Here is a 14,345-nt window from a genome sequence, read left to right on the forward strand (position 1 = left end):
TCGATTTCTGATTCTATAATAAATAAGAGCAGGGAAGAGTGATGCAAATAGAACAACGATGGAGATCAATACATGTGTGGAATCGTAGGCGCTGTCGCACAGCGGGATGTTGCAGAAATTTTAGTAGAAGGCTTACGTCGACTGGAGTACCGTGGCTATGATTCTGCCGGAGTGGCAATCATTGATAATGCCAATAATCTAACGCGAATTCGCCGCTTAGGAAAAGTACAAGCGTTAGCCGATGCAGTGAATGAAGCCGAAACCATTGGCGGAACTGGTATAGCCCATACCCGCTGGGCAACTCATGGTGAACCTTCAGAAGCAAATGCTCACCCACATATGTCAGGCCGTATTGCGGTTGTTCATAATGGTATTATAGAAAACCATGAAGCACTTAGAGAGCAATTGAAATCGCGTGGTTATCAATTTGAATCTCAGACGGATACCGAAGTCATTGCGCATTTAGTTGAATGGGAATTACGCAGCTCAGAAACACTGTTAGAAGCTTTACAAAAGACCGCTGAGCAATTGGAAGGTGCCTACGGTACAGTGGTATTAGATCGCAATGATCCCGATCGTATCGTGGTTGCTCGTTCTGGCAGTCCGATTGTGATTGGATTTGGCGTTGGGGAAAACTTCCTCGCTTCAGACCAACTTGCTTTACTCAATGTCACCCGCCGCTTTATGTATTTAGAAGAAGGGGACGTTGCTGAGATCACTCGTCGTCAAGTGACGGTATTAGATGCGTCAGGTCATCCAGTTGAACGGGAAATCATTGAATCGAGTGCTGAACATGATGCAGGTGACAAAGGGCAATATCGTCACTTCATGCAAAAAGAGATTTATGAACAACCAACCGCGCTCATTAACACAATGGAAGGCCGCCTGACCGCTGATAGCATCATTACTGAGTCTATTGGCGTCAACGCAGCAGAAATCTTAAGGAACGTCGAGCATATCCAGATTGTTGCCTGTGGTACGTCTTATAATGCAGGTATGACCGCTCGTTATTGGTTCGAAGACATTGCCGGAGTGAGCTGTGATGTCGAAATTGCTTCTGAGTTTCGTTACCGTAAGTTTGTCACACGACCAAACAGCTTGCTCATCACTCTTTCCCAGTCAGGAGAAACGGCAGATACCTTAGCAGCCTTGCGTCTGGCCAAAGAAAAAGGCTATATGGCCGCGATGACAATCTGTAATGTTGCAGGCTCATCTTTAGTGCGCGAATCTGATTTTGCTTTTATGACTCGTGCTGGTGTTGAAATTGGTGTTGCTTCTACTAAAGCCTTTACGACGCAGCTTTGTGCGCTGTTAATGCTAGTGACAGCATTAGGTAAGCAACAAGGTCGAGTGAGTAAAGAAAAAGAAAAAGAGATTGTCGAGGCTCTTCATGCGTTACCAAAACAGATCAACGCAGCGCTCTCTTTCGAACAAGAAATAGAAGATTTGGCGACAGATTTTGCTGATAAACATCATACACTGTTCTTAGGTCGTGGTGAATTTTACCCAATTGCAATGGAAGCCTCTTTGAAGTTGAAAGAGATTTCTTACATTCATGCTGAGGCGTACGCCGCAGGTGAACTTAAACATGGCCCTCTTGCATTGATTGATGCCGATATGCCTGTTGTCGTGGTTGCACCAAGTAATGACTTATTGGAAAAACTGAAATCGAACATTGAAGAGGTACGTGCACGTGGTGGTCTGTTGTACGTATTTGCTGATGCCGATGCTGGCTTCCAGGAAGATGAAACCATGAAAATCATAACTCTACCGCATATCAGCGAAATCACTGCGGCGATCTATTACACCATTCCGATGCAATTACTTTCTTACTATGTTGCACTGATTAAAGGAACGGACGTCGATCAGCCTCGTAACCTTGCTAAAGCAGTAACAGTTGAGTAGCCCAGTAGTTTTTGGTTTTTACTCTACAAGATCATATAGTATTAATTGAGACAACAAGTTTTAACATTAGGCAGCGAGAGAGTACTTTCGCTGCTTTTTTATTATAGTTTGTCAGGTATCTAGTGAGTTAAGTTGTGATGTTTTCTCTCTAATTTGAGGTCATTTGGGCAGAGCCGGTATGTTCGTCTAACAGCGGATACTTCAATCGAGTTAATTGACCGACGATTTAAACTTTTTCATTTTTATTGATATTTTTATTGATAACGAGGTCTAAAATTGACAAGGTAAGTCTATGGTCAAGTGATCTCTGTTCGCTTTTCTGAGCCCCCTCCGAATCACGTATCTTGAGGTCACTTGGGTATATAAGCATTATGCTTTGATATAGGCAGAAAATGGTTAGCGTCTTGGAAGCTCTTCTATGAATAAAAAGTGGTTTGTGTTGTGCGTGAGTGTTGTGTTTGGCAATCACTACGTTTTGGCAGACAGTGAGAAAACAACACAACAAAAAAGCCAAGTAGTTTGGATTGATAATAACGATGATTGGTTACAATTGAAGTCCGGAGAAGTCATCAAAGGTGAATTAACGGGGACGATAAAAGAAGAAGCGAATTCATTAGAGCAAGAAATTGAATTTGATAGCGATGATCTTGGCGATCAGGATATTGAAATAAAAGATATTGCAGTACTTGAGACAGTCAGCTTTTTTACCGTTCGAGTGGCGAACGGAGAGATCTATGACGGGTACTTGTCGATCAAAAATGACAAGCTTTTCCTGCACAATGATGGAGAAGAATGGTCATTCCCGATTGAACAAGTGGTTTCTATTTATCGTGGTCGCGAAGAGGAATCTGATCACTGGAAAACAGAGCTGTTTTTGGGATTGGACATCAGTAAAGGTAATACCGAGGAGTTCTCGTTACTTGGTGAGATAGAAACAGAAAGATTGGCAGTTGACTCCAGAACAAAGCTAAAAGCCAGACATGAAAATTCTAGGAGTGATAGCACGACGACGGCAAAAAATACGTCATTTGATGGCTCTTATGATATTTACTTAAGTAATAAACTCTTCTTCAGACCACTTAAGCTTTCTGTGCTAAGTGATGAATTCCAAAACATTGATCACAAAGAAGATGTGTCTATGCAGTTGGGCTATTTTATCCTTGCCAACCCCAGAACACAGTGGGATGTATCTCTTGGTCCTGGTTATCAATATACAGCTTTTCGAACGGTTGAAGCCGGAGAAAAAGACAAAGTAAGCAGCAGTGCTTTATATTTTGAGTCAAACTTCGAATATGAACTGACTCGAAATATAGATTTGACTTATTTCTATTCATTCAGTTGGACCAGCAAAGAAAATATGGGTACTCAGCACAAGAATGAACTGGGCATTGATATTGATCTCGTGAAAGATTTGGATTTGAGCATCAAGGCGACTTGGGAGCATGTTTCAGATGTTGAGCCCAATGCAGACGGAATCACTCCAAAAGAAGATGACTACACGTTTCACTTTGGCTTAACTTATGAGATTTAAGAGTATTAGCGGATTATTTTTAGTAGGCACCCAAGCGCCTTAAGGTTACTTGGGTATCACTGCTCTGATAAGAGAATATCAGAGCAGTAATTTTAGGGCGCTATAGTAAGATTAGTAAGCGGCCATCTTGAATTTGTAGAAATTCATTGAGCCAACCCAGTTATCTGCTGGTTCGATGATTTCTTGATTTGTTGTGATCGTCACGTCCCAATGGTAACGGATTCCATCTTCATCAGGTGAATCAGGTACTCGTTTGATATCTGAAACACTGGTAATGCTGACGGTATTAGAGAACTCTTGGTTTCTCGCTATACGGATTTGGAACAACTCTTCTTTACCGCCGTTAAGAGCAGTGTCAATTTCTTGTTTAAATCTTTCTGCTGTTTCTGGGTAGTCGCCCTTGAATCGTAATGTGTATGTTGTTGCGTCATCTTGATGTATGTAGTAGCCCCACGTATTTACTGACCACTCCCAATCCAAGTTAAACTCTTCTACACATTTAATTAAATTAGCTTCATCCTGAGTCATTCCACCATTGTTAACTAGGATATCAACCATTGCATCATACTTTGCACAAGTAACAAAATTGTTTGGAGATTGGGCAAGTTGTGCATTGTCGGAGCTAACAGTATTTAATGTGCCAGCGACTGTCATGCCAGATGTGCCTAATAAACAAAGTGCTGCTAGAAGTGTCTTTCTCATTGGATAACCTTATCAGTGTTGTAAAAGAGCGCGCATTAAAGTGTTTTATTTTGAGATATTCAAAAAAATCGACAATTTATGCTGTACTCGTCCTGATGCTTTCAAAGGTTGACCAGATGCTTTCAATCTTCTGACTATTATTGTCTTTTTATTTTTATTGTTCTTTATTGAGCTTAATTTGATCGGCTTTGTAAGGGGCTGGTCAATTTGATAAGTGCTTTGTCTTGATTCTAATTCGATTGCTGTTTAGTGGTTAGTAAACGAGATGTATTTAACTCAGGTAAGGTCAAGATGCTTATTTCTGAGTTATACCCAAGTGATTTCAAGATGCTTGATTCAGTGACACGCTCCCAAAAGGCGAGCGACCCTAACTCTCAGACTTTGTTAATGATTCTCAATGTAGAACGACTATATCTTCGAATCGTTACCGCGCCTGAGAGATAAGGTCATCTCGCTGAACACAGTCTCTTGAGGTTACTTGGGCATATAACACTGAGCTTACGGCAAAGAAGATTATTTGACGAAGACGTTATCTCTTTGAATTGAATACTTTAAGCTTAATTGAGTGTTGGTATTGATCTTGTAGTGATGGGGTGTGGAACAGGTACAAAAAAGGCGCAGTAGGGGTTAACCAACTGCGCCTTTCGAAATTTGGTGGCCCCTCGCAGATTTGAACTGCGGACCAATCGATTATGAGTCGACTGCTCTAACCACTGAGCTAAGGGGCCTTAATAGGTGGACAATTATAGGGGAACAAAAACAAGCTGTCTAGCCATGAAAACAGGATTAATGTTTGTTTTTTATCCACTTAGTGCCATAAATTATAAAAAAGGTGACCACTGGTCACCTTTTTTATTTATTAGCGTAAGTTTACTCGTCTAGGAAGCTGCGCAGTGTTTCTGAGCGGCTAGGGTGACGGAGTTTACGTAATGCTTTTGCTTCGATCTGACGAATACGCTCACGTGTTACGTCAAATTGCTTACCCACTTCTTCAAGAGTGTGGTCCGTATTCATATCGATACCAAAACGCATACGAAGTACTTTAGCTTCACGTGGTGTAAGGCCTGCTAAGACATCTTTTGTTGCACCTTTCAGACTGGTTGCGGTTGCAGAGTCTAATGGGAGTTCTAGCGTAGTATCTTCAATGAAATCACCTAAGTGCGAATCTTCGTCATCACCGATTGGTGTTTCCATCGAGATTGGCTCTTTAGCGATCTTAAGCACTTTACGTATCTTGTCTTCAGGCATTTGCATGCGCTCAGCCAGCTCTTCCGGTAGCGGCTCACGGCCCATCTCTTGTAGCATTTGACGAGAGATGCGGTTGAGTTTGTTGATCGTTTCGATCATGTGAACCGGAATACGAATAGTACGAGCTTGGTCTGCAATAGAGCGAGTAATTGCCTGACGAATCCACCATGTTGCGTAAGTCGAGAACTTATAACCACGGCGGTATTCAAACTTATCTACTGCTTTCATCAGACCGATATTACCTTCTTGGATCAAATCCAAGAATTGTAGACCACGGTTGGTGTATTTTTTCGCAATAGAAATTACAAGACGTAAGTTTGCTTCAACCATTTCTTTCTTCGCTCGGCGAGCTTTTGCTTCCCCGATAGACATACGACGGCTGATGTCTTTGATGTTTTGCACGCTTAAAGATGTTTCTTCTTCAATCATTTTTAACTTGGTGATTGAACGACGAATGTCTTCTTCACTGCGTTTGATTTTTTCAGCATATGGCTTATCCGAAGCCAAGATTCCATCTAGCCAAGCTTCACTTGATTCGTTACCAGTGAAAATCGCGATGAAAGATTTCTTCGGCATTTTGCCGTACTCAACCGTGGACTTCATGATCAAACGTTCTTGAGTTCGAACACGTTCCATAGAGGTTCGTAGCTCGTTAACAAGGTGATCAAATTGCTTTGGTGTTAGACGGAATTCTTTGAATACATCTAGCATCAATTCGTTAGCAACGGTTGCTTTCGGGCTTTCGTAGCCGTACTCGTTGATAGCAAGCTGAAGGTTCTGGTAAGTACTGCGAAGCTGCGTGAATTTCTCAAGTGCAAGCTCTGGGTCAATACCGACTTCTTCTTCGCTGTCTTCTTCTGAGTCCTCGTTGTTCTCCTCATCGTCATCAACGCTGTCATCATCTTCATCTTCTAGATCGGATTCTGATAGCTCTGAACCAATGTGAGTAGCCGTAGGTGCTGCAGTATCATCAGCATCCGGGTCGACAAATCCAGAAATTAGGTCGGTAAGGCGAAGCTCTTCGGCTTGAACCTTATCAAACTGCTCAAGAATGTATGGGATCGTGCCCGGGTATTCAGCAACAGACGATTGAACTTGGTTGATGCCTTCTTCAATGCGTTTTGCGATGTCGATTTCGCCTTCGCGAGTCAGTAGTTCAACGGTACCCATTTCACGCATGTACATGCGAACAGGGTCAGTTGTACGACCAATCTCACTTTCTACGCTAGAAAGTGCAGCGGCTGCGGCTTCGGCAGCATCTTCATCTGTGATGTTTGTGTCATCGTTCAGAGCAAGATCATCAGCATCAGGTGCAGTTTCCACTACTTTGATGCCCATGTCATTGATCATCTGAATGATATCTTCTACTTGTTCTGAATCTACGATTTCAGCAGGTAGGTGGTCATTTACTTCGGCGTAGGTCAGATAGCCTTGTTCTTTGCCTTTAATAACAAGTAACTTTAGCTGTGACTGCGGATTTTGATCCATAGACGGTATCCAACTTCGTAATCTGGTGAAGGAATTAGTATGCGAAATGCAAACCACTAACTATAACAAATTAAATTGTTGCTGACTAACCAAACAGGGTTACGCTTTTAAATCTAGCATTAAAGCTAGCAGCTCCCTTTTCTCTTCGGCTGATAAACCGATACTTCTTGCTTTGGCCTGCAGGTTTTCAATTTGTTTTTCTACGCACTGAGCAATAATTTTGTCCAGCGAGTCTAAAAATATTTCTTCTTGATTGTCTTCATCAACTGGGATATCCCAGCTGGCAAGACGAGATAGAAGCTTCTCATTTCTATCATTTCGCCAATGCTCTAAGAGCTGGCCCGTGTTAATATGGGGATGAGTGATGCACTTATCAAGTACATCAACAAATAAACTTAAACCAGGTATCGCCAGCATTTTCACTGATGAAAGATCGGGTACCATTTTAGCATAGCTCGGATTTTGCATCAGCAGGGCGATAACCTCCCGCATTGGGGTACGTTTTATCTCTTTGTGTGGCTGAGGTCGAGTTTCATTATGTTTCTTACGTGGCTGACGGCGGCTATTATCAAACCCAGTTCGTTCATCTAAGCGTTTTTCAAGTAGCTCTTGAAAGTAGGGATCAGGAATTTGGTTGATCAGAGCACTTGCATATGCACGCAGGGCAGATTTACCTTCGTTACTGCCTAAATTAATCTTATGCAATTCGATCAGGTTATCGAACAGGTAGTTTGATAACGGCGTGGCGTTTTCGATTTGCTGTTCAAAGGCCGCTTTACCATTTGCTCTTATATAGCTATCAGGATCTTCACCATCTGGCAAGAATAAGAACTTCAAGGTGTTACCTGTTTTCAGAAACTGAAGTGCGTTTTCTAAAGCACGCCACGCAGCTTCTTTGCCAGCACGGTCACCATCATAGCAACAGACAACGGTATTAGTTTGCCTAAACAGCATTTGGATGTGATCGCCTGTCGTCGATGTCCCTAGTGAGGCAACAGAATAGTCAATCCCATATTGTGCCAAGGCAACCACATCCATATAGCCTTCAGCGACTAGGATCTGTGGCGGCTCACGGTACGCTTGTAATACTTCATACAAACCGTACAGCTCTTTGCCCTTATGAAAGATAGGTGTTTCTGGTGAGTTGAGGTATTTTGGTGTGCCATCTCCCAAGACACGGCCGCCAAAACCGATGACTCGACCACGACGATCTCGAATTGGGAACATGACCCGGCCTCGAAAACGATCATATCGGTTACCTTTGTCGTTTTCGATCAACATGCCACCTGTAACCAGCATGTCTTGATTATTTTTGCTCTGGCCGAAATTTTTACGTATCAAATCCCACTCGTCTGCAATAAAACCAATGCCGAATTTTTGGACAATTTCACCAGACAAACCACGGTTTTTTAAGTATTCGATGGCTTCTCTGCCAGTAGCTTGCTTGAGTTGGCTACGGTAGAATTGAGCAATACTGCCCATGAGATCATAAAGACTGCGTTTTTCGCTGCTGCTTGCTTGTGGACCTGATTTAAATTGACCGCTGCCACTACCGCTGCGTTGCTCACGGGGGACATCTAAGCCAAGATAAGAGGCGAGTTCTTCTATGGCCTCGACAAAGTCTAAACGCTCAAACTCCATAATGAAGTCAATCGCATTACCATGTACACCGCAGCCAAAACAGTGATAGAACTGCTTTTCTTGGCTCACGCTAAATGAAGGTGTTTTTTCATTGTGAAAAGGGCAGCATGCACCGTAGTTTTTGCCTTTTTTCTTAAGTTTCACACGCGCGTCGATAATATCGACTATGTCGAGTCGAGCTAGTAGATCATCAATAAAACTACGAGGGATGTGTCCAGCCATAAAACCTAACAAAAAAAGCAAATCATGATTGAAGTGAATGGGTAGTCAGCAAAAGCGCTTTAATTAGAGTTATACCATTCTGACAGATACAAACAAGCCGTGCGTTCCAAAGGATAGCACGGCTTGCTGCAATTGGGTGGGGTGTTAAGCTAATTTAGTACGGACCAAACCGCTTACTTTACCCATATCTGCACGGCCTTGAATTTGTGGTTTCAAAACGGCCATTACCTTACTCATGTCTTGCATGCCAGCGGCACCAGATTCAGCGATAGCTTTTTCGACAAGAACAGCTACTTCTTCTTCTGTTAGCGCTTGAGGCATAAAATCCTCGAGTACAGTAATTTCTGCTTGCTCAACCTCAGCAAGATCTTGACGACCTGCTGCTTCATATTGCGTGACAGAGTCGCGACGTTGCTTAACCATTTTCGTCAATACAGCAATGATGTCATCGTCGTTCAGAGTGATCTGTTCATCGACTTCACGTTGCTTAATTGCCGCAAGGGCTAAACGAATAGTGCCAAGGCGAATTTTGTCCTTGGCTTTCATCGCTAATTTTTGCTCTTCTTTGAGAGTATCAATAAGAGCCATAACTAAATTCCTTTTGGAGTCCAGTTATTAGTACAGGCGAACGCGACGAGCGTTTTCGCGAGCTAGCTTCTTAGCGTGACGCTTTTGAGCTGCTGCTTTAGCGCGTTTGCGAACTGTAGTTGGTTTTTCGTAGTGCTCACGACGACGCACTTCAGAAAGGATACCTGCTTTTTCGCAAGAGCGCTTGAAACGACGTAGAGCAACGTCGAACGGTTCGTTTTCACGTACTTTAACTACTGGCATATGCCTTTCACCTCAGGGGTTATTCGTTAACGCTGGAGTTCAATAAACCAAAGCACGATTGTTTGGTTTCATACCAGCTTGATCAAAAATGGTGCGGAATTTTAATCTGAACACCATCACTTTGTAAAGCCTTTTATCGCTTATTGTCTGTACAAAATTTGTTTGCAGCTCCAAGGCAGGGTAATATGGCCTATAAATTCCTTCTACATAAAAAGCATACTGAGATAACCATGCGCATTATTGGTATTGAGACCTCTTGTGATGAGACTGGCATCGCTATTTACGATGATGAAAAAGGTCTGTTGTCACACCAGCTTTACAGCCAAGTAAAACTTCACGCCGATTATGGTGGCGTGGTGCCAGAGCTGGCTTCACGTGACCACGTTAAAAAAACCATTCCACTGATCAAAGCAGCGCTGAAAGAAGCCAATCTGACGCCTAAAGACATCGATGGTATTGCCTATACAGCAGGACCAGGTTTAGTGGGTGCCTTACTTGTTGGAGCGACAATTGGCCGCAGTATTGCTTACGCTTGGGAAGTACCTGCAGTGCCTGTGCACCATATGGAAGGACACTTGCTTGCGCCGATGTTAGAAGATAATCCACCGCCATTTCCATTTGTTGCGGTCTTGGTATCCGGTGGCCACTCCATGATGGTGGAAGTCAAAGGGATTGGTGAGTACAAAATCCTAGGTGAATCGATTGATGATGCCGCCGGTGAAGCGTTTGATAAGACCGCTAAGCTAATGGGCCTCGATTACCCTGGAGGGCCATTGCTCTCTAAACTCGCAGAGAAAGGCACGCCGGGTCGCTTTAAGTTCCCACGTCCAATGACTAACGTGCCTGGCCTAGACATGAGTTTCTCAGGTCTAAAAACCTTTACCGCCAATACAATTGCTGCCAATGGTGATGATGATCAGACACGCGCAGACATTGCTTACGCATTCGAAGAGGCGGTATGTGCAACGTTGGCTATCAAATGTAAGCGCGCACTCGAGCAAACCGGTATGAAGCGTATCGTCATTGCGGGGGGCGTGAGTGCCAATCGCCGTTTGCGTGCGGAGCTTGAGAAATTGGCCCAAAAAGTGGGAGGAGAGGTTTACTACCCGCGTACGGAGTTTTGTACCGATAATGGTGCAATGATTGCCTATGCTGGTATGCAGCGTTTGAAAAATGGCGAAGTGTCAGATATGGCTGTAGAAGCACGCCCACGTTGGCCGATCGATCAGTTGACACCCATTGCTTAATCCTGATGCTTTTGATTGAAAGTACATCAAATGTTTTAAAGGTCTCTACTTATTAGAGGCCTTTGTTTTTCGCGCCACCATTGAAATAGCTCACTCAGTAACCTCATATGCGTGATTGGCGCCAACAGAAGGCTTTTTGTCGACGCGAAGGTTATACCTCACAACAATAAATGGATAGAACAATGAATAAGTTTGAAATTGAAGGTCAGCAGCTTGCGTATTTAGATCAAGGCGAAGGTCCCGTGTTGTTATTTGGACACAGTTATCTTTGGGATAGTCAAATGTGGGCACCACAGATTGAACTATTGAGTCAATCTTACCGTTGTATTGTTCCCGATCTTTGGGCTCATGGTGAATCCGAGGCGGCACCGTCTTCCACACGATCTTTGGTCGATTATGCCCAGCATATGCTGGCGTTGATGGATCACTTATCCATTGAGCAGTTTTCCATTGTCGGTCTTTCTGTGGGTGGCATGTGGGGCGCTGAGCTAACCTCGCAAGCGCCTCAACGAGTGAAGTCTCTGGTTCTAATGGATACCTTTATCGGCCTAGAACCCGAAGTGACGCATAAGAAATATTTCGCAATGCTCGATACTATCAGCCAAGTGCAAGCCATTCCTGAACCACTTGTTGAAGCGGTCACCCCGCTGTTTTTCGCCAATGATGCTGAGCAAGTGAATCCTGAGCTGGTGGCTTCCTTCAAACAAAGCCTAACTGCACTGCAAGGTGAACGTGCAGTTGAGATTGCTCGTATTGGTCGTATGGTCTTTGGCCGCCGTGATGTCATTGAAGACACTGAAGCGTTCGCGTTACCTACCTTAATTGCAGTAGGTCGTGAGGATAAGCCCCGTCCTGTGTTTGAGTCTTATTTAATGAATGATTGCATCACTGGCAGTGAATTGGTCGAAATTCCACAAGCGGGACATATCAGCTCTTTAGAGCAGCCTGAGTTTGTAAACCAAATGCTATTGAGCTTTTTAAACAGAGTGCATGCTTAGTTTTACTACTAAGAACTCACAGAGAAAACTCGGTGTTAGGCCGAGTTTTTTTCTATATTTTTCTTTTCACCGATCTTAGGTTCTTCACCGGATAACAAACGACGGATGTTTGGGTGATGCTTAAACACGATTAAGCAGCACAGCATGGCAACGGGTAGAGTGTATTGAGGTTTAAGTAGCCAAGTGTAAAAAGGAGCAAGTAAGACGGTAACTAAGGCTGCGAGAGAAGAGTAACGGAACAAAACAGCAACTGATAACCAGGTGAGAAGCACCAAGCCCATCAAATCAAATCCAATAGGAGCAATGGCGCCTAATGCTGTTGCTACCCCTTTTCCGCCTTGAAAGTGAAAGAAAATAGGGTACATGTGCCCAAGACAAGCTGCGATTGCGATGATGCCAAGAATGATTGGGTCGATACCAAGCAGATACCCACACCAGACAGGGATAGTGCCTTTGAGCATATCACACAGTAAGACAGCAACCGCGGCCCCTTTACCACCAATACGAAGTACATTCGTCGCACCAGGATTATTTGAGCCGACTTGGCGGGGATCAGGCAGTCTTAATAAACGACAAATGAGTACCGCACTGGAGATTGAACCCAGTAGATAGGCGGCCATTGTCATTATCAGTGCCAGTGCGTCCATATAAGTCCTTGAGATAATGGAATGTCGTGCTCAGTGCCAACGGAATTGCTATCATACTCTGATTTGGCGTGTAGCAAAAATAGTCTCTGCGATGGAGCAAGCATTATTGTACCTGAGTTAACAGATTTAAGCCTATTTAGGCGACTCAGTGAGAGAATTCTACGATTAAATTACCCATAATGGGTATCCGACCTCTGGCAGAAAAGGATAGAGAAGATGGCTCTGGATAAAGTTTTTATTGAACAGTTAGAAGTGCTCACCACCATTGGTGTTTATGATTGGGAGCAGCAAATCAAGCAAAAGCTGGTTTTGGACATAGAAATGGCGCATGACAACAAACCAGCAGGTAAAAGTGATGATGTTCAAGATGCCTTGGATTATTCGCAAGTCAGTGAAGCGGTGCTTAATCACATTGCAAACGGCCGTTTTTTACTGATTGAGCGAGTGGCTGAGGAAATTGCTGACATTATCATACAGCGTTTCTCTGTTCCTTGGGTGAAGATTCGTTTAGCAAAACCAGGGGCTGTCCCTCAAGCGCGCACTGTTGGTGTAGTGATTGAGCGAGGCCAAGCATGATAAAAGCGTATATTGGTGTAGGCACAAATATTGATAGAGAGCGGCATGCTCGAATGGCTTATCTTGAATTGCAAAAGTTGGGTTCTGACCTTTGCGTGTCACCGATATATGAATGTGATCCGGTTGGCTTTAGCAGCCAGCCTTTTTATAATTTTGTGGTTAGTTTTTCTACCCAGTTATCACTGGAAGTCTTGAGTCATGAATTGCGTGAAATAGAATTCAGATGGGGGCGCGAAAAAGACGCGCAAAAGTATCAAGATCGAACGTTAGATCTTGATCTTATCTTGTTTGGTTCGTGTCTTTCCATTCAAGATCCTGAGCTACCACGCAGTGATGTTTTTAAATATCCTTTTGTCACCAAACCGCTGTTTGATCTCGATCCTAAATTGGTTATCCCTGGGGATGGGCGTACCATCGCAGAGATTTGGCAAACGATGCAGCCGGTTGACACCCTTACACCGATTTCTCTTTCACTATAATATCGAGTTATTTATATGAGTTACTTTGAAGCCTTCATTCTGGCGTTAATTCAAGGACTGACAGAGTTCTTACCGATTTCCAGCTCTGCACATTTAATTCTCCCTTCCGCGATCTTCGGTTGGGAAGACCAAGGGCTTGCTTTTGATGTCGCAGTGCATGTTGGCACGTTACTGGCCGTAGTGATTTATTTCCGGCAAGAAGTCATAACGTTATTACGCGCTTTATTTGCTTCTATTTTTAGCGGGGAGCGAAGCAAAGAGGCAAAACTGGCATGGATGATCGTGATCGCCACCATACCTGCGTGTCTCTTTGGTCTGTTAATGAAAGATATTATAGAGCTTTACCTTCGAAGCGCTTATGTGATTGCAACCACGACTATCGTGTTTGGCTTATTGCTGTGGTGGGCGGATAAACATGCAAAACAAGCCGTCGATGAATATCAAACCGGATGGAAACAAGCATTATTTATTGGCTTTGCCCAAGCGCTAGCCATTATTCCAGGGACTTCTCGTTCTGGAGCGACGATCACAGCGGCGCTTTACTTAGGCTTTACTCGAGAAGCTGCGGCACGTTTTTCATTTTTAATGTCAATTCCGATCATCACTTTAGCGGGGGGCTATTTAGGGATGAAATTGGTGACCAGTGGTGAGCCGGTTCATACGGGCTTTTTATTCACTGGGATCGTCACTTCTTTCATCAGTGCTTACCTGTGTATTCACTTTTTCTTGAAGATTATTTCACGCATGGGTATGACGCCATTTGTTATTTATCGCTTGATTCTCGGTATTGGATTATTCACGTTTTTACTAAGCAATGGTGCTTAATTGTT

Annotated in this window: 13 protein-coding genes and 1 tRNA gene; 7 read left to right on the top strand and 7 right to left on the bottom strand. The window is 43.5% G+C overall.

What is annotated here, in order from left to right; all coding sequences use genetic code 11:
- Positions 1-72 precede the first annotated feature (72 nt).
- Together glmS and BS333_RS01900 are read left to right on the top strand one after the other, a co-directional pair.
- Complete coding sequence (gene glmS, locus BS333_RS01895) at positions 73-1,905, top strand: glutamine--fructose-6-phosphate transaminase (isomerizing) (protein WP_021709362.1); 1,833 nt, start codon at positions 73-75, stop codon at positions 1,903-1,905.
- Between the two features lie 418 nt (positions 1,906-2,323).
- The gene (locus BS333_RS01900) at positions 2,324-3,436 is read left to right on the top strand and encodes a DUF481 domain-containing protein (protein WP_021709361.1); all 1,113 of its coding nucleotides are present in this window, start codon (positions 2,324-2,326) and stop codon (positions 3,434-3,436) included.
- 111 nt (positions 3,437-3,547) lie between these two features.
- Here BS333_RS01900 and BS333_RS01905 read toward each other — a convergent pair whose 3' ends face one another.
- From BS333_RS01905 to rpsU, 6 genes are all read right to left on the bottom strand, one after another.
- Positions 3,548-4,138: a hypothetical protein gene (locus tag BS333_RS01905; RefSeq protein WP_033003616.1), complete on the bottom strand. Its 591-nt coding sequence runs from the start codon at positions 4,136-4,138 to the stop codon at positions 3,548-3,550.
- A gap of 652 nt (positions 4,139-4,790) precedes the next feature.
- Positions 4,791-4,866, bottom strand: a tRNA-Ile gene (locus BS333_RS01910).
- A 142-nt stretch (positions 4,867-5,008) separates the two neighbouring features.
- Complete coding sequence (gene rpoD / locus BS333_RS01915) at positions 5,009-6,874, bottom strand: RNA polymerase sigma factor RpoD (RefSeq protein ID WP_021709359.1); 1,866 nt, start codon at positions 6,872-6,874, stop codon at positions 5,009-5,011.
- A 99-nt stretch (positions 6,875-6,973) separates the two neighbouring features.
- The gene (dnaG, locus tag BS333_RS01920) at positions 6,974-8,737 is read right to left on the bottom strand and encodes a DNA primase (protein WP_021709358.1); all 1,764 of its coding nucleotides are present in this window, start codon (positions 8,735-8,737) and stop codon (positions 6,974-6,976) included.
- Positions 8,738-8,881: 144 nt separating this feature from the next.
- Positions 8,882-9,325, bottom strand: a complete 444-nt coding sequence (locus BS333_RS01925; protein ID WP_021709357.1) for a GatB/YqeY domain-containing protein — start codon at positions 9,323-9,325, stop codon at positions 8,882-8,884.
- Positions 9,326-9,352: 27 nt separating this feature from the next.
- A complete protein-coding gene (gene rpsU, locus BS333_RS01930; RefSeq protein WP_001145625.1) occupies positions 9,353-9,568 on the bottom strand; it encodes a 30S ribosomal protein S21 in 216 nt (71 codons plus the stop codon).
- Positions 9,569-9,798: 230 nt separating this feature from the next.
- Between rpsU and tsaD the strand changes: the two genes are divergently transcribed.
- Positions 9,799-10,815: a tRNA (adenosine(37)-N6)-threonylcarbamoyltransferase complex transferase subunit TsaD gene (tsaD, locus tag BS333_RS01935; protein WP_033003628.1), complete on the top strand. Its 1,017-nt coding sequence runs from the start codon at positions 9,799-9,801 to the stop codon at positions 10,813-10,815.
- Positions 10,816-10,997: 182 nt separating this feature from the next.
- Positions 10,998-11,813 carry an alpha/beta fold hydrolase gene (locus BS333_RS01940; protein WP_021709355.1) on the top strand — a complete coding sequence of 272 codons (816 nt, stop codon included), beginning with the start codon at positions 10,998-11,000 and terminating at the stop codon, positions 11,811-11,813.
- Positions 11,814-11,848: 35 nt separating this feature from the next.
- On the opposite strand, the gene plsY is transcribed toward BS333_RS01940, so the two are convergent.
- Positions 11,849-12,460 (bottom strand): glycerol-3-phosphate 1-O-acyltransferase PlsY, encoded by a 612-nt coding sequence (plsY, locus tag BS333_RS01945; RefSeq protein WP_021709354.1) that lies wholly within the window; start codon positions 12,458-12,460, stop codon positions 11,849-11,851.
- Positions 12,461-12,676: 216 nt separating this feature from the next.
- On the opposite strand from plsY, the gene folB reads away from it, so the two are divergent.
- From folB to BS333_RS01960, 3 genes are read left to right on the top strand one after another with little or no spacing between them, the layout of a single operon-like run.
- Positions 12,677-13,036, top strand: coding sequence for a dihydroneopterin aldolase (gene folB / locus BS333_RS01950; protein WP_021709353.1), 360 nt, complete (start codon positions 12,677-12,679; stop codon positions 13,034-13,036).
- A complete protein-coding gene (folK, locus tag BS333_RS01955; protein WP_021709352.1) occupies positions 13,033-13,515 on the top strand; it encodes a 2-amino-4-hydroxy-6-hydroxymethyldihydropteridine diphosphokinase in 483 nt (160 codons plus the stop codon). Before folB ends, folK begins: the two co-directional genes overlap by 4 nt.
- A 15-nt stretch (positions 13,516-13,530) precedes the next feature.
- Entirely contained in the window at positions 13,531-14,340 is an 810-nt protein-coding gene (locus tag BS333_RS01960) for an undecaprenyl-diphosphate phosphatase (protein ID WP_021709351.1), read from the top strand.
- Positions 14,341-14,345 lie beyond the last annotated feature (5 nt).

Origin of the sequence: Vibrio azureus, assembly GCF_002849855.1 — a bacterium.
In the GTDB taxonomy this organism is placed as follows: Bacteria; Pseudomonadota; Gammaproteobacteria; order Enterobacterales; family Vibrionaceae; genus Vibrio; species Vibrio azureus.